The organism is Chryseobacterium sp. WLY505, from assembly GCF_030846215.1.
GTDB lineage: Bacteria > Bacteroidota > Bacteroidia > Flavobacteriales > Weeksellaceae > Chryseobacterium.
The window spans coordinates 846,507-869,022 of record NZ_JAVCWI010000001.1; the positions used below are offsets into that span (position 1 = coordinate 846,507).

Annotated in this window: 25 protein-coding genes; 9 read left to right on the forward strand and 16 right to left on the reverse strand. The window is 36.9% G+C overall.

Translation table 11 applies throughout. From position 1 onward, the window contains the following. Positions 1-173 precede the first annotated feature (173 nt). Both RAH34_RS03835 and truA read right to left on the reverse strand, forming a co-directional pair. The gene (locus RAH34_RS03835; RefSeq protein WP_114819405.1) at positions 174-515 is read right to left on the reverse strand and encodes a hypothetical protein; all 342 of its coding nucleotides are present in this window, start codon (positions 513-515) and stop codon (positions 174-176) included. Between the two features lie 28 nt (positions 516-543). Then, on the reverse strand, positions 544-1,275 hold the full coding sequence (gene truA, locus RAH34_RS03840; RefSeq protein ID WP_306595197.1) for a tRNA pseudouridine(38-40) synthase TruA: 732 nt from the start codon (positions 1,273-1,275) through the stop codon (positions 544-546). Positions 1,276-1,383: 108 nt separating this feature from the next. On the opposite strand from truA, the gene lpxK reads away from it, so the two are divergent. The 6 genes from lpxK (at position 1,384) to RAH34_RS03870 (ending at position 7,268) form a co-directional block, all read left to right on the forward strand. Beyond that, positions 1,384-2,409: a tetraacyldisaccharide 4'-kinase gene (gene lpxK / locus RAH34_RS03845; protein WP_114819407.1), complete on the forward strand. Its 1,026-nt coding sequence runs from the start codon at positions 1,384-1,386 to the stop codon at positions 2,407-2,409. Next, positions 2,393-3,208: a purine-nucleoside phosphorylase gene (locus tag RAH34_RS03850; protein WP_306595198.1), complete on the forward strand. Its 816-nt coding sequence runs from the start codon at positions 2,393-2,395 to the stop codon at positions 3,206-3,208. The genes lpxK and RAH34_RS03850 overlap by 17 nt, the downstream gene beginning before the upstream one ends. Positions 3,209-3,416: 208 nt before the next feature. Next, the gene (locus RAH34_RS03855) at positions 3,417-3,932 is read left to right on the forward strand and encodes a thioredoxin family protein (RefSeq protein ID WP_306595199.1); all 516 of its coding nucleotides are present in this window, start codon (positions 3,417-3,419) and stop codon (positions 3,930-3,932) included. Positions 3,933-4,021: 89 nt separating this feature from the next. Beyond that, a complete protein-coding gene (locus RAH34_RS03860; protein WP_306595200.1) occupies positions 4,022-4,477 on the forward strand; it encodes a GNAT family N-acetyltransferase in 456 nt (151 codons plus the stop codon). A 176-nt stretch (positions 4,478-4,653) separates the two neighbouring features. Next, positions 4,654-5,751 carry a DNA polymerase IV gene (gene dinB, locus RAH34_RS03865; RefSeq protein ID WP_306595202.1) on the forward strand — a complete coding sequence of 366 codons (1,098 nt, stop codon included), beginning with the start codon at positions 4,654-4,656 and terminating at the stop codon, positions 5,749-5,751. A 44-nt stretch (positions 5,752-5,795) separates the two neighbouring features. Then, entirely contained in the window at positions 5,796-7,268 is a 1,473-nt protein-coding gene (locus tag RAH34_RS03870) for an alpha-amylase (RefSeq protein WP_306595203.1), read from the forward strand. A 54-nt stretch (positions 7,269-7,322) separates the two neighbouring features. Here the strand turns inward: RAH34_RS03870 and RAH34_RS03875 are convergent, their stop codons facing one another. The 3 genes from RAH34_RS03875 to RAH34_RS03885 form a co-directional block, all read right to left on the reverse strand. Further along, complete coding sequence (locus RAH34_RS03875; RefSeq protein WP_306595204.1) at positions 7,323-7,490, reverse strand: hypothetical protein; 168 nt, start codon at positions 7,488-7,490, stop codon at positions 7,323-7,325. Positions 7,491-7,736: 246 nt separating this feature from the next. After that, complete coding sequence (locus RAH34_RS03880) at positions 7,737-9,077, reverse strand: carboxylesterase family protein (protein ID WP_306595205.1); 1,341 nt, start codon at positions 9,075-9,077, stop codon at positions 7,737-7,739. 226 nt (positions 9,078-9,303) lie between these two features. Continuing rightward, a complete protein-coding gene (locus tag RAH34_RS03885; protein ID WP_114819413.1) occupies positions 9,304-10,206 on the reverse strand; it encodes an AraC family transcriptional regulator in 903 nt (300 codons plus the stop codon). Between the two features lie 131 nt (positions 10,207-10,337). Here RAH34_RS03885 and RAH34_RS03890 point away from each other — a divergent pair, with 131 nt between their 5' ends. Together RAH34_RS03890 and RAH34_RS03895 are read left to right on the forward strand one after the other, a co-directional pair. Then, positions 10,338-10,742, forward strand: a complete 405-nt coding sequence (locus RAH34_RS03890) for a cupin domain-containing protein (protein WP_306595206.1) — start codon at positions 10,338-10,340, stop codon at positions 10,740-10,742. Positions 10,743-10,766: 24 nt separating this feature from the next. Next, positions 10,767-11,819: an NAD(P)-dependent alcohol dehydrogenase gene (locus RAH34_RS03895; RefSeq protein WP_306595207.1), complete on the forward strand. Its 1,053-nt coding sequence runs from the start codon at positions 10,767-10,769 to the stop codon at positions 11,817-11,819. Positions 11,820-11,872: 53 nt separating this feature from the next. Here the strand turns inward: RAH34_RS03895 and RAH34_RS03900 are convergent, their stop codons facing one another. After that, entirely contained in the window at positions 11,873-12,301 is a 429-nt protein-coding gene (locus RAH34_RS03900; protein WP_114819416.1) for a helix-turn-helix domain-containing protein, read from the reverse strand. Positions 12,302-12,383: 82 nt separating this feature from the next. On the opposite strand from RAH34_RS03900, the gene RAH34_RS03905 reads away from it, so the two are divergent. Further along, positions 12,384-13,262: an NAD(P)H-binding protein gene (locus tag RAH34_RS03905; protein WP_306595208.1), complete on the forward strand. Its 879-nt coding sequence runs from the start codon at positions 12,384-12,386 to the stop codon at positions 13,260-13,262. A gap of 87 nt (positions 13,263-13,349) precedes the next feature. On the opposite strand, the gene RAH34_RS03910 is transcribed toward RAH34_RS03905, so the two are convergent. The 10 genes from RAH34_RS03910 to RAH34_RS03955 all read right to left on the reverse strand — a co-directional run bounded on the left by RAH34_RS03910 (position 13,350) and on the right by RAH34_RS03955 (position 22,414). Further along, positions 13,350-14,633 carry an ectonucleotide pyrophosphatase/phosphodiesterase gene (locus tag RAH34_RS03910; protein WP_306595209.1) on the reverse strand — a complete coding sequence of 428 codons (1,284 nt, stop codon included), beginning with the start codon at positions 14,631-14,633 and terminating at the stop codon, positions 13,350-13,352. 109 nt (positions 14,634-14,742) lie between these two features. Then, on the reverse strand, positions 14,743-15,588 hold the full coding sequence (locus RAH34_RS03915) for a GNAT family N-acetyltransferase (RefSeq protein WP_306595210.1): 846 nt from the start codon (positions 15,586-15,588) through the stop codon (positions 14,743-14,745). Between the two features lie 176 nt (positions 15,589-15,764). Next, positions 15,765-16,511: a DOMON domain-containing protein gene (locus RAH34_RS03920; protein ID WP_306595211.1), complete on the reverse strand. Its 747-nt coding sequence runs from the start codon at positions 16,509-16,511 to the stop codon at positions 15,765-15,767. Position 16,512: 1 nt separating this feature from the next. After that, positions 16,513-17,037 carry an ankyrin repeat domain-containing protein gene (locus tag RAH34_RS03925; protein WP_306595212.1) on the reverse strand — a complete coding sequence of 175 codons (525 nt, stop codon included), beginning with the start codon at positions 17,035-17,037 and terminating at the stop codon, positions 16,513-16,515. Further along, a complete protein-coding gene (locus RAH34_RS03930; RefSeq protein ID WP_034693276.1) occupies positions 17,034-17,579 on the reverse strand; it encodes a YceI family protein in 546 nt (181 codons plus the stop codon). Before RAH34_RS03930 ends, RAH34_RS03925 begins: the two co-directional genes overlap by 4 nt. 10 nt (positions 17,580-17,589) lie before the next feature. Continuing rightward, complete coding sequence (locus RAH34_RS03935) at positions 17,590-17,937, reverse strand: hypothetical protein (protein WP_306595213.1); 348 nt, start codon at positions 17,935-17,937, stop codon at positions 17,590-17,592. 1 nt (position 17,938) lies between these two features. After that, complete coding sequence (locus tag RAH34_RS03940; RefSeq protein ID WP_306595214.1) at positions 17,939-18,781, reverse strand: DUF5777 family beta-barrel protein; 843 nt, start codon at positions 18,779-18,781, stop codon at positions 17,939-17,941. A 125-nt stretch (positions 18,782-18,906) separates the two neighbouring features. Further along, the gene (locus RAH34_RS03945; protein WP_306595215.1) at positions 18,907-19,557 is read right to left on the reverse strand and encodes a Crp/Fnr family transcriptional regulator; all 651 of its coding nucleotides are present in this window, start codon (positions 19,555-19,557) and stop codon (positions 18,907-18,909) included. Between the two features lie 208 nt (positions 19,558-19,765). Further along, positions 19,766-21,913, reverse strand: a complete 2,148-nt coding sequence (locus RAH34_RS03950) for a TonB-dependent receptor (RefSeq protein WP_306595216.1) — start codon at positions 21,911-21,913, stop codon at positions 19,766-19,768. A 33-nt stretch (positions 21,914-21,946) separates the two neighbouring features. Then, positions 21,947-22,414: a hypothetical protein gene (locus RAH34_RS03955; RefSeq protein WP_306595217.1), complete on the reverse strand. Its 468-nt coding sequence runs from the start codon at positions 22,412-22,414 to the stop codon at positions 21,947-21,949. Between the last annotated feature and the right edge of the window lie 102 nt (positions 22,415-22,516).

A 22,516-nucleotide genomic window follows, 5' to 3' on the forward strand; every position in this document is an offset into this window, starting at 1 on the left:
AAATAAGACATTATAATCGGACTGCCTTTACAACTTTTGCAAATCGTCATAGAAAATATCAGATACCTACCATTTACAATATGAATATATTAAGCAACATTTTGTATCCAATCCGCTACATATTCTGCTTTGTTTCCTGGTTTCTGACTGCTGGAATAGAAACGATATAACACTTACTGATCAATAGTCTTCCCAATCTCCTCGATTTCGATGGTTTTTGCCGGTCTTTCTTTTATAAACTTATTTTCAAGGAGTTTATAAACGCCCCAAACGGCAACAATAGAGATGAGCCAGCCTACGATATTCACTCCGGAAAATCCTGTGTAATTTACATGATCTACGGATTCAGGGTCTGTTACGCTCAAATACACCCCGTAACCCATACCCAGCACAATCTGGGTTCCCAGATAAATTCCGATGGCCAAAACACCGTATTGCCATTTTGTTTTTCCAAATCTTTCTGCCAGTTGCGCATAATATCGGTAGGCACCGATAAGAATAAAAATTGATAACATGATTATTATTTTGTTTTTAGTTTTTTATTTAAAATTCATACCCTACATCTACCAGATACAGCCCGTGTCCCGGCGCTGAGGTACCTGCTGCATTACGGTTTTTGTCTTCAATTACTTTCCGAAGATCTTCCGGTTTCAGTTTTCCTGTTCCTATTTCTACCATTGTTCCAACAATAGCACGAACCATATTCCTGAGAAAACGGTTGGCAGAAACAGTAAATTTCAATTCCGCTCCGTTCTGCTCCCATTCTGCTTTATAAATTTTGCAGATATTGGTTTTGTTGTCTGTTTTTAACTTGGCAAAACTGGTGAAATCTTCATATTCAAAAAGAATCTTACAGGCTTCATTCATGGCATTGATATCCAGACCTCTTTTCCAGTGCTGCCATGCAGATTCCTGAGTAAAAGGATTTTTTTCCAGTGAGATAAAATATTCGTAGGTTCTGTACGTGGCATCAAAACGGGCATGAAAATCATCTTTTACCGGAAAAATTTTTTTAATGGAAATATCGGGAGGAAGAAAACTGTTCAGTCTTCGTACAAGCTGATCATCCAATTGTTTTTCCGTATCAAAATGGGCAAATATTTTTTTAGCATGAACCCCTGTATCTGTTCTTCCTGCACCTGTAGTTTTAATCTCTTCGCGCAAAATGGTAGACAGCGCTTTTTCCAGTTCTTCCTGTACAGAAATAGCATCCGGCTGTATCTGATAGCCGAAATAATTCTTTCCGTTGTAAGAAAATTCAATAAAGTATCTCAATGTATTGTAATAACTCCACAAAAATACTTTAATTTAACGAAATATTTGTTGAAAAGTCTTTGAGAATATTACATCAATGCTTATTAAAATTCCTATTTTTGCAATCGTATGAAAAGATGGTACCTTTATCCTTTTTCCCTCGGTTATCATTTGGTAACGGGTATCCGGAACACAATGTATGATCTGGGAGTTTTTAAGTCGACAAAATTCAAGACACCGATAATCAATGTCGGAAACCTTTCTGTGGGCGGAAGCGGGAAGTCACCCATGGTGATGTATCTTGCTCAATTCTTATCCAAACATTACAGAACCGGAGTCCTTTCACGGGGTTACGGAAGGCTTACCAAAGGCTATGAAGTAACAAATTACGAAAGCAACTACAAAATGGTGGGTGACGAAGCGATGCAGCTTTTTGAACGTTTTAAAAACCGTTTCGTAATTGCCGTTTCCGAAGAACGTGTTCCCGGAGCCAAAAAAGTAATTGACGATATGGATCTTGAAGTTCTGGTACTGGATGACGCCATGCAGCACAGAGCCATCAAAGCAGGATTCAATATTATGATGACTGATTTTAATGATCCATTTTTCAAGGATTACCTTCTTCCTGCCGGAGATCTGAGAGAATCTAGAGCAGGATATAAAAGAGCCAATATCATCATGGTCAGCAAATGTCCTGATGAATTGACGGAGGAAACCAAAAGGTATTATATTTCAAGAATAAGACCTTCTTACGGACAGAAAGTATTCTTTTCATCCATCGGCTATGACGAAAATGTATACGGAAAAGATAAAATGCTTCCGGATAATAACCTGAATTATTATGATATTTTGCTGATCACCGGAATTGCCAATCCTAAACCGCTTCTGGAACATCTGGCCAAATTCTCAAAAAGGGTGAAGCATTTAAAATTCAGAGATCATCATAATTTCACGGATGATGATATTAAAAAAATCCTTGCCGAATACAAAAAATTAGGAGAATATAAACTGATATTAACCACAGAGAAAGACTATGTACGTCTGAAAACTTTTGACTATCTTAGAGAAATTGTTTACTACTGGCCTATCAATGTACTTATTGATAAGAAAGAAGAATTCAATCAAATCATCTTAGATTATGTTAGAAAAAATTAAAGAGACTGCAGATTTTATTAAAAATATTATTCAGGAAACCCCTGATTTTGCAGTTGTTTTAGGATCCGGACTTGGTAAATTACAAAATGAAGTAGAACCGATCCATGTGTTAGAGTACAAAGACATTCCTCATTTTCCACAAACTACAGTAGCCGGACATACCGGAAAACTGATTTACGGAATCCTGGAAGGGAAAAAAGTACTGATGATGAGCGGACGTTTCCATTATTATGAAGGACATTCTATGGAAACGGTTACATTCCCGATAAGAGTTTTTCATTTGCTGGGAATTCAAAACCTTATTCTTTCCAATGCCTGTGGTGGTGTAAACCCTGCTTACAGCGTTGCAGATATTGTTATTCTGAAAGATCATATCAACATGATGCCTGAGCATCCTTTACGCGGAAAAAATATTGATGAGCTTGGACCACGTTTTGTGGATATGAGCGAGCCTTACAACAAAAAAATGATTGCCACTGCGGAACAGGCAGCTGCAGATCACCAGATTAAAATCCATCAGGGAGTTTACGTAGCATTACAAGGACCAACTTTTGAAACTCCGGCCGAATATGGCATGATTAAAGCCATTGGTGGTGATATGGTAGGAATGAGTACTGTTCCGGAAGTCATTGTTGCCAGACATATGGGAATGGATGTTTTCTGTATTTCTGTCATCACAGACCTTGGCGGACCGGACATCGCTTTTGCCGTTTCTCACGAAGAAGTTCTAAATGCAGCCAACAAAGCAATGCCTAATGTAATTGCCGTTGTCAAAGGCTTGATTAAAAACTATCAGTAAAAATAACCTAATAGTACAGCTGAAGACGTATGATTCCCCTCCACAGGAGGCGTGGCAAAAATTCAAAGAATTTTTGACGGGTGGTTTACCCGTTCCCACTCTCCTCACCCATAGAATCCATCAATATTATAAATTTTTACTAATTCCCAAGAAATCAATCCCAGATTGCCATTCATTGTTTAGATTTGTACCCATGAAATTGTACGAGATGAAAAAGTTGATATTATTATTGATGATGGGTATTTTTGGGATAAGTTATTCACAAAAAGTCCCTGCGGTCCTGAAAACAGGATTTTCAAAAGAAGCTTTGCAGCAGAAACTGGAAGATGAAAATGGAAAAACCGTTACCATCCAGCAGATTCTGAATCAGCATAAAGGAAAAGTTTTAGTGATTGATTTCTGGGCCGGATGGTGCAGAGACTGTTTAAATGCTCTTCCAAAAGCTAAAGAATTAGAAGAAAATAACAAGAATATTGATTTTGTATTTCTATCATTAGACCGTTCAAAAGAAGGGTTTGAAAAAAGTCTTGAAAGATTTGATATGAAAGACAAAGAAAATTATTGGTTTTCCACAGGCTGGAAGAATGATTTTAATAATTATGTAGACCTTAACTGGATCCCAAGATATATGGTAATTGATCAGAAATCTTCTATTTCAAAATATTATGCAATATCTCCCGAAGATCCTGAACTTCAGCAAACCATAGACAAGCTTTTAAAATAACTGTCAGTTATTTTAATCCGAAAAACCAACAAAACTCATTGGAAACATTAAATTTTCAGTGAGTTTTAAAATTTTATACAAAGACCACCATGATCACAAGAGAAGCCACAGAGCAGGATTTAGCAATCCTTTTAGAATTTGAACAGGGAGTTGTTACTGCCGAAAGACCGTTCAACAGTACATTGATTGAAGGAGAGATTCATTATTATGATTTAAAATATCTGATACAATCTCCGGAAGCAACCGTAATTGTCGCCGAAGAAAATAACGAAATCATTGCTTCAGGATACGCTCTGATTAAAAAAGCAGCAAAAGATTATTATCAGTTTAAAGAATATGCCTATCTGGGTTTTATGTATGTAAAGCCAGAGCACAGAGGAAAAGGAATTAATAAAATGATTACTGATGAATTGATTTCCTGGTCAAAATCAAGGGGAATGACTGAGGTAAGACTGGACGTATATGCTCAGAATGAATCTGCCATAAAAGCTTATGAAAAAGCAGGTTTTGAACCTCATCTTCTCACCATGAGACTGAAGGCTTAAAAGGCTGGAAGATGGAAGTAATCTTCGTACGTTGAATAATCTGCTATTTTTTTTTTTTGATTTTCAATAAGCAGGTCATCAATTTCCCTATTGTCCTTATTAACTTCCAACCTTCAGCTTCAAACTTCCATCATATAAAAAATTTACCGTCAATAAAGGAATCCATATCTTTGTATATGGATTTTTCTTTGCCTCTTCGTAAAATTATTCATGTGGACATGGATGCATTCTATGCTTCTGTGGAGCAGCATGATAATCCTACGTTGAAAGGCAAGCCCATAGCCGTAGGCGGACAGCATCGTGGTGTAGTGGCAGCCGCAAGCTATGAAGCCAGAAAATTTGGTGTTCGTTCTGCAATGCCCAGTAAAACAGCTAAAGAAAAGTGTCCACAGCTTATTTTTGTTCCTCCCCGATTTACCCGATATAAAGAGATCTCGAAAAAGATCCGGGAAATTTTCTATGAATATACGGACCTGGTAGAACCTCTGTCTCTGGATGAAGCCTATCTGGATGTCACCGAAAATAAAAAAGGAATGGAATCTGCCAACCTCATCGCCAAAGAAATCCGTCAGAAAATCTTTGAACAAACCGGATTAACGGCTTCAGCAGGAATTTCCGTCAACAAATTTTTAGCTAAAGTAGCTTCCGATATTAATAAACCGAATGGTCAGAAAACCATTCATCCTGATAAAATGGAGCATTTTCTGGAAGAACTGCCTGTGGAAAAATTTTACGGTGTTGGAAAGGTTACGGCTAACAAAATGTTTAGTTTGGGAATTTATAAAGGAAAAGATTTAAAAAAGAGATCACTTGAAGATCTGATGAGACTTTTTGGAAAATCCGGCCAGCACTATTACAATGTGGTACGTGGAATTCATACTTCTGAAGTAAAACCGCACCGTATTCAGAAAAGTGTGGCCGTGGAAAGAACTTTTTTTGAAGACCTTTTGGATGAACAGCAGATCAATGAAAAACTGGAAAGCCTTGCTGAGGAAATTCATCAGAGATTACAGAAAAATAATATTCTCGGAAGGACTTTAACATTAAAAATAAAATATAAAGATTTTTCTCTGTTCACAAGAAGCATTACGAAAGAGGATTATTTTTCATCGCCGGAACAGTATTATACTACCGGAAAAAAACTTTGGGAACTCCGACCTTTTGATAAAGCTGTCCGCCTGCTCGGATTATCTCTCTCCCACCTGAATACGGAAGAAAAAAAACAGGTTTCGGTTCAACTAAAAATCCCGTTTGAGGAATTCGGAAATGAATAAATCATATTTTTTTGCTACCTTGTATCTACCAAATCAGCAAATTTATGAACCCAACTATGATCCAGTTTTTCCACTGGTATTCTGAAGGAGATGGAAAATTGTGGAAAGAAGCCGAAAAACAGGCAAGAAACTTAGCAAAACTTGGAATTACTTCTGTATGGTTTCCTCCTGCCTATAAAGGGACAAACGGTGGTTATTCTATCGGCTATGACGCCTACGACCTGTACGATCTCGGAGAATTTGATCAAAAAGGAACTACTCCTACCAAATACGGTACTAAAAACGATTATACAAAAGCCATCAAAGCCTTAAAAAAACAAAATATACAGGTTATTGTAGATATTGTTCTCGGACATAAAGCCGGAGGTGACGAGCTGGAAAAATTCAACGTCGTAAAAGTAGATGAGGAAAACAGAGAAAAAGTAATTTCCGATGTGATCGAAATAGAATCTTATACAAAATTTACCTTTCCGGGAAGAGGAAAAAAATATTCTGATTTTGAATGGAACTTCACTTGTTTCAGTGGGGTAGATTATGCTGAAGGAATGGATTCCCATATCTTTAAAATACAGTCAGAATACGGAAACGACTGGGAAGAAATGATTGATGATGAAAAAGGAAACTATGATTACCTGATGTATAATGATATTGAGCACCGGAATCCTTTTGTACGGGAAGAGCTCAACACCTGGGCAAAATGGTATTTTGATCAGACCGATTTTGATGGAGTAAGACTGGATGCGTTAAAACATATTTCTTTTGATTTCTACAAAGAATGGCTTACGCTCCTCCGTTCCAATTCAGGAAAAGATATTTTCGCCGTTGGAGAATACTGGGCCCCGGGATACCTCCATCTTCTTCAAAAATATATTGAGGTCACAGAAGGCTGCATGAGTCTTTTCGACAGTTCTTTGCAGAATAACTTTCATACTGCTTCCAGGGAAGGAGGCTCTTATGATCTCCGAAGAATTTTTGATGAAACTCTTACTCAGGCAGATCCTATGCATTCTGTCAGTTTGGTTGCTAATCATGACACTCAGCCATTACAGGATCTTGAAGCTCCCGTGGAACCTTGGTTCAAGCCTATTGCCTATGCCCTTATTTTATTGAGAAAAGACGGTTATCCCTGTGTATTTTACCCGGATCTTTATGGCGCTCATTATGTGGATAAAGATAGAGAAGGCAATGATCAGGAAATATTTATGCCCAAAGTAGACGGTATTGAAGAACTGTTAAAAGCGAGAAAAGAACATGCATATGGTGATCAGCATGATTATTTTGAAGATGCCAACTGTCTCGGCTGGGTACGTACGGGAGATGATGAGCATTCAGGATGTGTAGTAGTTTTAAGTAATAAAGATGCTTACAATAAACCTATGGAAGTGGGAACACTATATGCCGGAAAAAAATTCAAAGACCTCCTGAAACGGTTTAAAGAGAAAGTAATGATTGATGAAAACGGCTGGGGAGATTTTCCTGCTCCGGCGGGAAATGTGAGTGTCTGGATTCCTGAATAAGATTAATTTATCAGAAACCCTTGTCAAGGTTTGAAACCTTGACAAGGGTATATTTTAGCAGTAAATATATCGGCAATTCCAAACATCTACAGCCCATTCACAACATTGTCCATCTTCATTGGAAGTGCAGCATACTTTACCCCAATTTAAATCTCCTGCTTTTAAACTTTTTAATTCCTGACGGTTCAATTTTTTTACTTTGATTTCTTTGTTTGTTTTCATAATTATTATTTTTTAGGATTAGTTATTAAATATACATTAAAAATTACAATTATGAATAAACATTTAATACTAACTACTTGATTTAGTATATACAATTTTCATTATTAAAGATAAATATTGAGAATATGATGAACCACCCCGTCAAAAATTCTTTGAATTTTTGACACCCCTCCGAAGGATGGGAATGTTTACGTCTTCAGTTGGATTTCGGTTAAAATTAGAGATTTCCTAAAGTTGGATTTATTATTACATCTTTCGCAGTTCCAAAATTTCCGGTCTTTCGGAGGTGTCGGATATTTTTCCGGTACGGGAAAATTCAGCCCAGAGCGCTCTCAGTTTTTTGCCATTCTCATGAATACGGCTCCAGGGAATATCTTTCAGTAATTCGGAAGATTTCCAGGCTGATTCATTCCCGAAAATTAAAGGAAGATCTATACAATGCGGTGCTCCGATATGATTGTCTTTTAATTTTGAATGAATTCTGAAGAGATAGACATTTCCACCGGCATCCGCCAGATTCCGGGCAAATTGTCTTGCCGGATTTCCGTAGATCAATGCTGTAGTTTTTTCCACCGTTTTATCCATAATTCTTAAACCGAATCCCTTTCCGAAATATTTATTTAAAGCCTCGGAAGTTTTGAGATAAAAAGCCGTTTCATCATTATTTAAACCAATCAGGACATCGTACTTCTGAGCACTTTTTTTCCACATTTCCACAGAATCTTCTTCTTTACACAAAGGAAAATATCCGTATTGAGTTCCGAAAGGCATCGCAGCTTTCAAACCATATTTTATTACAGAAGGCACAAATGCTTTGTACTCATCCATCATTTTTAAAACGTCGGTTTCATCTTTTAAAAATTCTGTTTTTTTCAGGAATTCTGCCGACATCTTCTGTCTTTTATGACGTAATCCCAAAGGAGCACTCTGGATAATCAAGCGCTGGAACAAACCCTCCTCTCCTTCTGATATCATTAAATGGGCAATAGCATCACCTCCTGAAGACTGCCCGAGAAGGGTAATATTATTCTCATCACCTCCCAGATCTGCAATATTGTTTTTGATCCACTTTAAGGCTTCGATAATATCTAACAGGCCTAAATTGGCAGGCCTTTTTTCATCACCACCTAAAAAACCAAATAATCCTAAACGATATGAAACACTCACAACGATAATATGCTGTTCCTTCACCCATTCAGCAGGATCGGCAGTGGTAAGATCGCCACAGCCTATTTCATGGGAACCTCCGTGAATCCAGACTACAACGGGGAGTTTTTCATTTTCAGATATCATTTCCGGTCGGGTTATGGAAAGGTATTGGGTAGATTCATCAGGCTCGAAGCTTTCAACAACTGTTGCTCCAATCATTTTTTCAACAAGCGGACTTAGAGCCTGCGGACAGACCGGAGTTTTTTCCGGAGAAATAAGTATGGAAGATAAAGAAGTTTCTACCGCAACAGGTTTTTTAAATCTTTCAGAATGGGCATAGCGGATACTTCTGGCTCTGATAATTCCTTCTTCTTTTAATGCTAAGATTTTTCCGAAACGGGTCTCGAAAACAATGGTATTTTGCTGATTGGGTGTCATCTTTACAATGGTGAAAACTTTTCTCTTTAAATTTAATTATTTAAACACAAATTTCACAAATACATGCACAAATATTTACAAAGCATCATTGTGCTATTCGTGAAAAAAATTAGTGCTATTCGTGTTGAAAAAAATCTAAACACTAATTTCACAAATATGAGCACTAATATCCACGAATCATAATAGTGTTATTCGTGAAAAAATTAGTGTTATTCGTGTTAAAAAACTAGTTCAGAATTTTATATTCACTCGGAGAAATACCCACCTTCGTTTTGAACAATCTTGTAAAATGCTGTGGATATTTAAAGCCCAGATCATAGGAGATTTCGCTGATTGTTTTTGCCTGATCCAGAATCTGCTCTTTGGCAATATCAATTAGCTTATTGTGGATAAATTCCTGTGCGGAAATTCCCAGTTCTTTTTTGATAAGATCTCCAAAATAATTGGCAGATAAATTCAGTTTTTCTGCAAAATAATTGACCATTGGGAAACCTATATTCTTTGGATTTTCAGATTTTAAATAGTCATCTACCAGATTTTCAAATTTCCCGATGACTCCCTGGTTGATATGATCTCTTGTAATAAACTGGCGGTCATAAAAACGCATACAGTAGTTTAGAAAAAGCTCAATATTATTAACAATTAAAGATTTGCTGTGTTTATCAATAGCCTGCTCCAGTTCCAGTTTAATATTTTTAAAACAATCCAGCACTACTTCCCTTTCTTTTTCTGATAGATGGAGCGCTTCATGTACGTCATAAGAGAAGAAGGAATAATCTTTCATATTCTTCCCTAAGTTGGTTCCCTTGATTAAATCCGGATGGAAAATTAAAGCAAAACCTGCAGGCTGAACAAATCTGTCTTTATTATAAATTCCATAGGTCTGCCCGGGAGCAATAAAAACCAGTGTTCCTTCCTGATAATCGTAGCTGTGTTTTCCATATTGCATGTCTCCACACATGACGTCTTTCAGAAAAACGGTATAAAATCCAAATTTTCTTCTGTACTGACAGATAGGATCAGACTTGGAAAAATCAATGATACTTACCAGCGGATGCAGGGTTTCATGATTCGCCATTTTATTATATTCTGAGACCGTGTTATAGATTTCAACCTCCTGATTTTCCATGAAGTATATTTTTATTGCTATTCAAAATTACCACTTTCATTTGTAATGGAAATGATGTCTGTAAAATTGGTAAGTAATTCGGTAATCTGTATAAGTTGGGTTTAAATGAAAGTTTCGACTTTTGTACCGTTATGGAAACTTTTAATACCAACATTTTTCCGAAAGGAGAAAAAGCTCCTTCAGATTACTTCTCCGGAGGAACAGCTTGGGTTCATATTCTGAAACCCAATGAAGACAACCTGAACTGCCAGATCGGAAATGTGATTTTCGAACCCGGATGTAGAAATAACTGGCACTCTCATGGAGGCGGACAGATTTTAATCGTAACTTCAGGAAAAGGATATTATCAGGAAAAAGGAAAACCTGTCCAGATTTTAAATTCTGGAGACGTTGTCAATATTCCTCCTGATGTCATCCATTGGCATGGAGCTGCTCCGGACAGTGAGTTTACCCATATCGCCATTAATCCTAATACACAAAATGGAATTGTAGAATGGCTGCAACCCGTAACGGATGAAGAATATAATAATGTATAACCCTAAATAAACTAAATATAAAAAATGAGTACGATCACAGTAAAAGCTTATGGTGCTGAGTCTACCACGGCAGATCTGAAAGAAATGAAGATTGAAAGAAGAGAAGTAACCGCAAAAGATGTAGAGATTGAAATTCTATATTGTGGAGTATGCCACTCTGACCTTCATACCGCAAGAAATGACTGGGGCGGATCTTTGTATCCTGTAGTTCCGGGGCATGAAATTGTAGGAAGAATTACAAAAGTGGGAAGTGAAGTTTCCAAATTTAAAGTGGGAGATCTTGCAGGGGTAGGATGTATTGTAGATTCTTGTGGACACTGCGACAGCTGTCAGCATGATCTTGAACAATATTGCCTGAATGGCTTCACCGGAACATACAATGGAAAGGATAAACATCTGGGAGGTCATACTTTTGGAGGATATTCTCAAAAAGTAGTGGTGGATTCTCACCACGTTTTAAAAGTGCCTGAAAATCTTGATCTGGCAGCAGTAGCTCCACTTCTTTGTGCAGGCATTACCACATGGTCACCTTTAAAACACTGGAATGTAGGTCCTGGGTCTAAAGTGGCGGTTGTAGGCTTGGGAGGTCTTGGTCACATGGCCATTAAACTGGCAAAAGGACTGGGAGCTGAAGTTACCTTATTCTCCAGAACTCCGGGAAAAACTGAGGATGCTCAACAATTGGGAGCTGATCATGTAGTGATTTCTACGGATGATAAACAAATGGATGCTGTAAAAGGGAAATTCGATGTGATTATTGATACGGTTCCTTATGTACATGATGTCAATCCGTATGTGGCTACTTTAAATATCAATGGAACTCATGTTCTGGTAGGATATCTTGGAGGTTTAGAACCTATTCTGAATACAGTTCCTATGATTATGGGAAGAAAATCGGTGGCTGGTTCGGTAATCGGTGGTATTGCGGAAACTCAGGAATTGCTGGATTTCTGTGGAGAGCACAATATCGTTTCGGAAATTGAAATGATCAAAATGCAGGACATCAACGAAGCATATGAAAGAATGCTGAAAAGCGATGTAAGATACCGTTTCGTTATCGATATGCAGTCTTTATAATTCTTTGATAGAATAGTAACAGAAACAGACTCTTCAATCCGAAGAGCCTGTTTTTATTTTTTCAGGTTTTGGCTGAAAGCATTCTGATCCTGATTCGTTATATATCTGTTTCCTTCTGCACATTTATTATCATTTCTTTCCATATCCTGAAAAGCCCATGCTGCCATAGCATCAATCACGGGGGCCAGTTCATTCCCTGCGTCACTCAGTTTATAGGTCACATGAGGCGGTACTACAGGTTTTGCTGTTCTGATAATGAGTCCGTCGGTTTCAAGCTGTTTCAAATGCTGAATGAGCATTTTTTCCGTTACAGCAGGAATTGCTTTTTTCAATTCACTGTATCTTTTTTCTCCTGTAGAAAGATTGAACAGAATAATCGGTTTCCAGAATCCGCCAATTCTTTCCATGACATACATTACAGGACAATCCTGCACTGTTTTCTTATTCTCCTGAATGGTTGAACTTTCTTTGATGGCTGTCATATCTACATACTTTAGGGTAAGTACTTGTATAAAAGTAAGTACAAATATAACTTTGTTCCCAGAAATAAAAAAATATTTACATATGAAAATTATAATCACAGGATCACTAGGAAATGTGGCTAAACCATTAGCACAACAATTAATTGCCGACGGGCACAATATTACCATCGTAAGCAGCAGCGATGCCAGAAAACAGGAAATTGAATCTCTGGGAGCAGCTCCGGCCATTGGGTCTATCACGGACGTTAATTTTTTAACGCGAACATTTGATGGAGCGGATGCGGTTTTTGTAATGACTCCTCCGGCTATCAGTCCGGATAAAATTGTAGAAAATACTACCAATGCAGGGAAAAATTATGCGGAAGCTTTAAAAAATGCCAATGTAAAAAGAGCTGTAATGTTAAGCAGCGTAGGTGCAGAATCTCCGGTAGAAAACGGTCCTATTGCAGGACTTCACAATATTGAAAAAATATATAATGAAGTAGAGAACACTTCTTTTACTTTTTTAAGAGCCGGATATTTTTATAACAATTTTTTCAATGATATTCCTTTAATTCAAAATGCAGGAATCATTGGAGGAAATTATCCTGCAAGTGTTGAAGTACCTATTGTACATCCCAATGATATCGCCAAAGCTGCCGCTGAAGAACTGGTAAAAGACGGAAATACCAACAACATCAGATATATTGTAAGTGACGTAAGAAAAGCGTCTGACTTTGCAAAGGTTCTGGGAACGTCTGTTAATAAACCTGAGCTTCCATGGGTAGAATTCTCTGATGAAGATTCTTTAAAAGGAATGCTTCAGGCAGGATTACCTGAAGATATGGCTAAGCTATATGTTGAAATGGGAAGAGGAATAAGAACAGGTGTTGTGCAGAAGGATTTTATTGATCACGGTTCTCCGGTTACAGGAAGTGTTAAATTAGAAGATTTTGCAAAGGAGTTTGCTTCTCAATTTTAATTTCTAAGTCAATTAAAAAAACAAGTTTCGGCGCACCAAAGGTGCGCCGAAACTTGTTTTTTACTATTATATTTTAATCCTTAAGAATTATTTCTTCTCTTTCAGGGCTTCTTTTAAAACTTTCAGTTTTCCATCAATAGGCTGATCTATTTTCAATCCTAAAACCTCAGCCACCAAAGGATAAACATTGATGTTCGCAAATTCGCTGATCACCAGATTATTTTTAAACTCAGGCCCCCAGGCAAAGAAAGTGGCTTTCATTTCCGGAACCACTTTAGGGTTATAACCATGTTTTCCAACAGATGTTTTCTTACCTTTTTCCAGGAAAATCTTTGGTGCTTTCGGGATCAGAAGAATCTGTCCTATTCTGTTGTACTGGTCATCTCTTGTAGCGAAATGCAGGTACTTGGGAAGCTTTTTATCAAGATATACTTCGTAGTCGTCTGTTTTATTGGCTTTCAGTTGTTTATAAACTGTTTTTACCTCATCAGGGTTTTTAACGTACACTCTTAGTAAAGTCTGGGAATTGTAAAAATCAAATCTGTTTTTATCAAAAAGAAGAGCCGGAATTTCCAGCGGTGTACCTCCATCTACTTTAATCATTCCGTGATCGGAAACAAAAATAAAGTTGACATTTTTTAATCCTAAATCATTTACTTTCTGAACAAGACTCCCAATGGCCTGGTCTATTAAATGAACAGCTGTTTCTGTTTCTTTGGTATCCGGACCATAATGATGCCCGCTTCCGTCTACTTCCGGGAAATATAATGAAATAAAGTGCGGTCTGTTATCTTCCGGTAATTTCAGCCAGTTGACTACTTTTTCTACTTTTTCAGAAGGCGTGAATTTTTCGTGATAAGGATAATAATAAGTAGGTCGCATTCCTCCGGCATCACTGGCAGATCCTACCCACATTAAAGAGGCAGATACCATTCCCTGTTTTTCAGCAAGTCCCCAAAGCGGTGTTCCTCCATACCAGCTTCCATCCTCAGCATTTTTTTTGTTACTCATGGCATACCCTTCTTTTCTCTTGTAATCGTAAAAAAAGTTATCAATCAAACCATGATGGGAAGGATAAAGGCCGGTAATTAAACTCCAGTGGTTCGGGAAAGTAATGCTTGGATAGCTTGGAATCATTGCTTCAGCCTTTACACCGCCATTAGCCAGTTTCAAAAGGTTTTCAGCATTGTATTTCTGGGCATAATCATAACGGAAACCATCCGTTGATATCATAATTACATAAGGTTTTGATTGTGCTTCTGTGCTGTTTTGTCTTCCCGGAATAACCACCTGGGCAGTGTCAATATTGGCTTGTTGTGCAAAAGCCGTAAAGGAAATGAGCAGCAGTAAAAAATGGATTCCTCGCTTCATTATTTTAAAATTTTCCGCAAAGTTACATCCTATACTTCTGCCTGAAAAGTTTAGGAGATTAAAAGTATATTAAAACCTGTTATTTTGTTTGAGTCAAAATTACTCCCTGTTAAATAGGTCTTTTCATTTCAAACTGTGACAACCAGTTGTTCAGTCCTACTCTTTCGCTAAGAAACACAGCGGTATTTTCTGAAGAATCATCCACATTGTTCAAGGCTATAGCCTGTCCGCTATTTTTTTCTCTAATCGCATTAAACAACTTTGTACCTATTCCTTGATTTCTGTAATTCTTATCTACAGCAAACTGATATATTTTTCTTGAGGCAGGACCATAAACAATATATCCGACGAGCTTTTCTCCTTCATAAGCCCCTAAAGTCACATAGTTTTCCGGCATTGGATCCAATACGAAAACAGATCCCTGCCAAGAAGGTTCAATATCCCAGAATGAGCATAATACATCCCATTTAAAGTCTTTCAAATCTCGTATGGATACTTCAGTATTTTCTTTTTCCTGTTTAATATTTCCATTAAAGCAAAGCAGTCTTCTGACAATCGCAAAACCTAAATTTTCATAAGCCCTGATAGCAGGCTGATTCCCTTCGATAACTTCAAGCAGTAGTGTATTTGCATTTCTTTCTTTTAAAACAGGAATAATAAAATCATACATTTTTCTCACCAGGCCTTTCCCCCTACTTTCGGGAACTACTCCTGTTCCGCCATTATAAATAATTTTCTCACCATTTTCAATTTTTTCAGCCTGAAGAATAAAGCCTACCAGTTTTCCATCTTCAAATGCTCCGGCAGATAAACTCATATCTAATTTTTCTGCATCAATTTTTGAAACAAGTACTTCTTTCGTTAAGTGAAAAGGAACAACATAGTCAGAAAATGAATGATTGAACACGGATAAAAGTTCATCTGTTGTGATATCGGCTAAAGTTTTAAATTCCATGGGTTGTCAAAATTGTAAGGTCAGGAAATTTCTTTTTGTTAAGAATCAGGATCTACACAAATATATGAATTTTAAAGCAAACTCCCTGAAAATGGGGCTTAAAGAAAAAATGATACCCCTGAAAGATCAGAGGTATCTGTTTAAAAAAAATATTTAGGTGTGTTTTTTCTGAAAAATTATTCTTTGATCAGTTTTTCATAAGATGTACTTCCGTCTTTAAGCTGAATTTCAAGATAATAACTTCCTGATTTCAGATTTTCAACAGTGATACTTTTTCCATCCGGTTTTACTGACAATACTTTTCTGCCTGTTGCTTCGTAGATATCAACGGATTTTATTTTGTCAGAATTTTTGAAATTAACAGTTGATTTTGCCGGATTAGGATATAGATTTACCTTTTTGCTATCAGCTGTAATCTCATTGGTAGATAAAGTGGCAGCCGTCATCGTCAATGTTGCATATCCTCTTCCTGCATCATGATATCCTAAAGAAGTTCCACCACTTTTACGGGAATAGAAAATATTGATGGTTCCGGCAGCATTGGCAATGGCAAAATCTCCTGCTCCACCTGTAAGTGACCTTGTTGCCACTACAGTTCTTGTAGATCCGGACACGGTATTGGACGTTTCTGTCCAATCCTGGGCAGCATCAGCATTAGGCGTTGTCATTCCTATAAATGTATAGTCTCTGTTAGCTGATGAATTATAAATAAAGCCATCTGATCCCGGAGCCATTCCTACAGTTCCAAAACCAATTCCCATCATGGAGTTGCTGTCACCAGTCACGGTCATTGTTACTCCGGTGGGAGTGGTATCTAATTTCACCGTCATAGAAGTTGCCGGTAAATTTACCGTTCCAGACGAAAACTGCGCCAAAACAAAGTTGGCAAGAAGTACGCTAAGCGCTAGTAAAGTTTTTTTCATATCAATTTTTTAAAAGATTAATAATTTCCTTGTTATTGGTTTGTAATGCATATTCAAAAGGGGTCATTCCCATTGAATCTTTCTTTGTTTTATCTGCTTTATATTTCAGCAGTTGCTCTACCAGATCTTTATTTCCGAATTTTACAGCCCAGAATAAAGGTGTGTATCCTGTTTCATCTGCAATATTGGGGTCTGCTTTTTTCTTGAGCAGATGCTCTACCAGATCTTTATTATATTTTATTGCGAGACCTGCCAGCGCTGTTCCTTCACGACTTTTATAGTTTACATCTTTTACGTTGTCAATCAGAAAATCAGCCACGGCTGTATTTCCTCTGTAACATGCTAAAATAAGGGGTGAAAATCCGTTCTCGTTGATCTGATTAATCACATCCGGATTTTGTTTCATCAACTCCTGTACTTCAGCCACTGTCCCACTTCTTGCCATATCAAATATTGATTTCCCTTTTTCCTGAGCGGATAATAATGAGCTCAGGAACAGTCCTAATATTAAGATGAAATGTCTCATTGTTTTACCATTACATAGTTGTATTCAATATTGACATTCTCAGCCACTTTCTTGGTAACCATTTTAGGAATAGTTACTTTATAATCCACAGGTCTTGCCACAAAACCTCCCTGCATATAGATTTTCCCGTCTTTTGCATATAAAGTGGCAGCAGAGGTAACGGCTTTGTCTACGCCATGAAAGTTTAATGTTCCCTGCACCGTATATTTCTGAGGGCTTGCAGTAAGCTTTGTCTTATCAAAGTTGACAATCTTCCCTTTGAAAGTGGTTTTTGGATATTTTGCAGATTCAGCATAGCTTTCATTGAAATGTTCTTCCATTAATTTTGTTTTAAAATGAAAGTTTTTGACAGTTGAGACTGATGCCATTTCACCATTGTCTGCATTGAGAATAACAACATTGTTGTCATCCTGGGCAAAGATATCATCAAACAAAGGTACCGAAGCTTCAAAAGTTACTTTCCCTGTTTTGGAGCTATATTTTTGTGCTGAAGCGTATCCCGCAGAAAGAAGTAATACGCTTAATAATGCTAATTTTTTCATATCAATTTTTTTAATTTTCATGTAATCCGTCAGCTTTCCATTTGATGAATATATTGATCTGGGCTGCAGACAAAGATCCTCCCTGAGGCATTTTCCCGGGATCGCCATTAGGTCTTTGGATACGGTCTAAAATTCCGTCAATATTATTTTTCACCTGATCATAGGTAACGAGCGGTTTAAAACTTCCCGCAGAATGGCAGCCTATGCAGCTGTTATCCACAATGGGTTTTACATCTGAAGTATATTTTACGGGCGCCGTGATGGGTGTGTTATCAGAAATCTCTTCATACGTTCTGCTGTCGCAAGCCGTCAGTATGATTGCTGACGACAATATCAATAAGGATGTTAGCTTTTTCATATTAAAAAACTCTATAAAGATTAAACCCAAAGAAAATATGCCCCTTTCCCCATGCTCCGGTAGCATTGGTAAGATATCCGATATCTGAATTTATCTGGGAGTTTGTGAGTAAAAGCTGGAACACGTGTCCTCCTGTTTCTATATCTACACCCAATGATAAAGGGTTTTTATAAAAACTGTGATCGTCAAAATTCACAAAGTATTCTGCATTTACAGAAACTCTTTTTGAGATTTTATAGCGTCCTCCCAACCCTGCCAGAAACTGGTTTTTGTTTTCAATGGTAGGTTCGTAAAGGTTTTTATGCACAAAGGAAGGCGTAAGCTGTACGGAAAGCTTATCACTGAACCTTCTTGAGATCAGGGCCTGTGTAAGATAAGAAAGCCTGTCACTGAATGTAAGGTGCGGATAAGTATCTTTATCCAGTTCAGTATTGGCCCCCATTACATTATACCCCACAATATCTACCGGAAAGTTTTCACTTTGTTTTACCAGTCTGTACTTCACTGCTCCCTCAAAGGTTTTCATATTTGTCTCTCTGGACAGACTTACAGATACTGCGTCTGAAATACCATAGATAACGCCTAATTTGGTGGAAGCATGATCCAGTCCGAAAAAGTCTTTAAATCCTGCGCTGATGTCTCCAAATCTATGGGCAACGATAATGTACCATTCTTTTTTAGCAGCCAGTTTTGTAGATTGCCCTGTAACAATCTGAAGGGCTTTGAAGGCGGGTTGTGAGGTTTCTGTATTGGTTTTAACGGTGTCAATATCTTTCAGCAGATCTTCCTGTGCAAAGACAAGACCTGAAGAAAACATTGACAAAAAAAAGAGAGTTTTTGTCATATACAATTTGAATTAAATTATGATATAACAAACTTATTGAGTTCTCAATTCAAAAATAGGTGATAAAAGTCACCAGTCAAATTGTTTTTATCAATGATAGAAATAAAGTTTTGAAACAATGGAAATTAGACTGATCTAACATTTTCATTTACAGGAACTTTTATTCCTTCTTTTGTCTGAACAATTTCACCTTCGCTTTCAATTTTTTTCAAAACTCTGCTCACCACTTCTCTTGAAGTTCCCAAACTATTGGCAATTTCACGATGGGTAATCTTAATAGGGTTATTTCCTGTGGATACAATCTGCTGTTTGATATAGTTCAGAACCCTCTTATCCAGCCTGTGAAAAACGGCATCGTTCACCATATTCATCACTTCTGAAAATCTCCGGTCATACTCATGGTAAAACAGCTTATTGATTTCCGGAAATCTTATGAGCCATTCATGCATGATAGAAACGGGGATAAGAATGGCTTCTGAGTCTTCTTCCGCAATGGCATATACCCTGCTGGTATAATCTGTAAGAATGGATGAAAAGGTCATCAGACAGCTATCCTTAGGTTTAATATAATAGTAGATGAGCTCTCTTCCATCATTAAGAGTAAATACCTTGATAGAGCCTTTTATAAGGAAAGGAACAAACTTATTTTTTTGTCCTTCCCTTATGATCTCAGTTTTTGCTTTTATATCAATAGCAACAGCATGTTTTTCAAGCTCAGATAAAAATTCGGCACCTAAAAAACCAAATTTACTTACAGCGAACGAGTGATCAATCATATCTTATATTTTCTGCTTTCCTTAAACAAAGATATAAAATTGCTATATTGATATCATATTTTTTTATTTTATTAAATAAGATTAACAATCAAACAAATTCACTATGAATTTCACTAATTTTCATGAATCAAAACAAAAAAAACCACAGTAATAAACTGTGGCGTTTTTATTTGCTGTAAAAAAGCTGTTTATGAATATAATGTAAATTCTAAAATCTGTATTTTATATTGAGTCCGTAAAAGAAATACGCTTTTGCAGGTCCTGGATTAAGGTCTGTAGGAACTGTATAATTGCTTCCTTTATCGGAATCATTGATATTATTTCCTAAGAATAAAAAGGTATAGTTAATCTGATTGGTAAGATTATTACCCATCACATACAGGTCGAGATCCAATTTATTGAATGACTTTTTAAACCCTAATTTTGAATTAAGCAATCCAAAACCTTTTACCAGATTCGAATTGTTAAAGTCAGAATAAACATTTCCAAGATAATTATAGGTATTCACCAGATAAAATCCCGGTTTGGTAAAGATATCCAATCCTACAGCATATTTATTTCTGGGAACTCCTACTACAGATTTGTGATCATAAGTTTCTTTTCTTCCACCCACCATCGTTGCAAAATCTTTATACTTAGCATCATAATAAGAAAGATTTACAAAGGGAACTATTCTCTCGATAAAAGAGTTTTCAGTTCTGTACTGATATCCTATACTCAACTCAAGACCTGTATTTTTCTGACTTCCGGTATTAGCCCAGTACGTTTGTCCACTTGTATTACCTGGTAAGAGCAGTTGTGTAAGTTTATCGGAATAGTCTATTCTGAAAGCAGAAATACGGTAATCCAGTTTTGTATTCAATAAAAGCCCATGCACACTGAAATCGAACATTTTTGCACGCTCAGGTTTTAAATCATCATTCACAGTGTTGGTAGCAGTTATAAACGAAGAGGCTGCAGTGGGTGAATTATATCCTTCACTATAGCTTAGATTAAAGATCTGGTGTTTCCATTCTTTCTGTAATGCGATGTGAGGCGTAAATGCCATGTCATACTTTTTATTAAATGACTGATCTTTGTGTCCGGGAACTAAATCTGGTAGGGCATAAAGGTCCTTCCTGTCATAATTGGTCCTGTTGGCACTAAGTCCTGCAAGCAAAGTTAGTCCCCACGGCTTATATGTTAGATAATCGATCACAAAATAGGTGGATTGATTATTATTATATTTAAAATACGATGCTCCGGACATTCCTGTTGTCTGCAGTGGATTTGTTTCTGAGCCTGTAAAACGATAACTCGAAGTAGTGGAAACAGAATTTTGTATTTCTGTCCCAAAGTCCAGTCGGTTTTCAAAGTCTTTACATTCATTTTTCAAGGTAAAAGTAGAACGAAGCCCTACATTCGGGGAACTTGTCACTCCATATGCTCCGGCGGAAACACTTTCCGTGTTTGCGTTATAATAAAACAGAGTGGTATAGTTTCTCAAATTTGAGGTAAGACTTATGGTATTACTCAATCCTACTCTGGTTGATTTTATTTTTGTTCCTGCATTTTTCCTGATATAAGCAGCATTTCCGTTATCGATTCCTGCATAGTAATCATCGTATGAAATCTGTCCTGAAGTATGTTCGTATGAATAAGCCTGGCTTGCAAGGAAACTTAACTGATCTTTTTTGCTTAATTTCACGGTACCATTCACATTGAAAAAGTTTTTTAATCCGCCTCCATTGGGTCTGTAACCATCCGTTTCAAGATGTCCGTATGCAGCATTTACCGAGTAGTTTTCATCTGCAACATTCAGCTGTGTTCTGGACTGAAAGGTTTTAAAAGCACCCAACATTACATCTTCCGAAACTGAAATTCCTTTTGTAAAATCCGGTCTTGTATAAAAACGGACCGCTCCGCCTGTTCCACCTCCATACATGGTGGCTGCCGGACCTTTAATAACTTCTACGTTATTCACATAAGCAAAATCCATATCATCCAGAACAGTGATTCCTTCTGCTGTAGTTAATGGTATATTATTCCAGTATGCTTTCACTCCCCAGTTGTTGAATTTCTGATCATTTCCATATCCCCGGACAACAAGTCTCTGGCCTCCAAAGTTGGTTCTTTTATCTACCTGCAGTCCTGCCATGGTGGATAAAGTCTGATCTATTGCTGCCGGATTATTTCTGTTAAGATCCTCTTCGGAAAGAGTTTCTACTGACTGTCCATGTCGTTTAAATTCTGCACGTTCCTGTTTTATCTTTTTTCTTCCCAGGATATTAACTTCATCAATTGCTCCCTCCTGATTTTGCTGAGCATGCGCTATAATGCAGCCTAACACCGCTGTCATGCATAAATATTTTTTCATTATTCAAAATTTGTGTTACCATTAATATACGATTCATAATTGTTTTGATGGGCTACACATTTCAGGAGGAGGAGGAATAATGGATATATAGGATGTATTTGCTGATGGAAAATTATAATCTGGGAGTATTCTGAAATCTGAATTATCAGAAATATAGTCTTTATTACAAGAAACAGACGCTAAAAAGAGAGAGGTTTTACATCCATTTTTATGATGTAGAGGGAAGTTGATATGCTTATGCAGATCTATATTTTGTACAGCCAGCTTTTTTGAAAGATCAACCAGGGAATTGATGATCATATCTTTTTTATCCCTATAACAGAAGATTTTTTTTTCACCGTTAATAATTCGTATCTGGATGATATCATAAGAATATCCCTTAAGAATAAATTCCTTCTTTTCTTTCCATTCCACATTTGCAATATCTGCTTCTGAAAAGCATATGGTTTCTGAATCCTTGAATTTATTCCTGGTTATATCATATTGTGTTTTTTTATACAATTCTTTTTTCAGAAAAATCATACCGGAGTATATCATATTATTGAACAATATGATAACAGAAAGACACAATACAATAGGAAATAGTTTTTTGTACAAAGAATC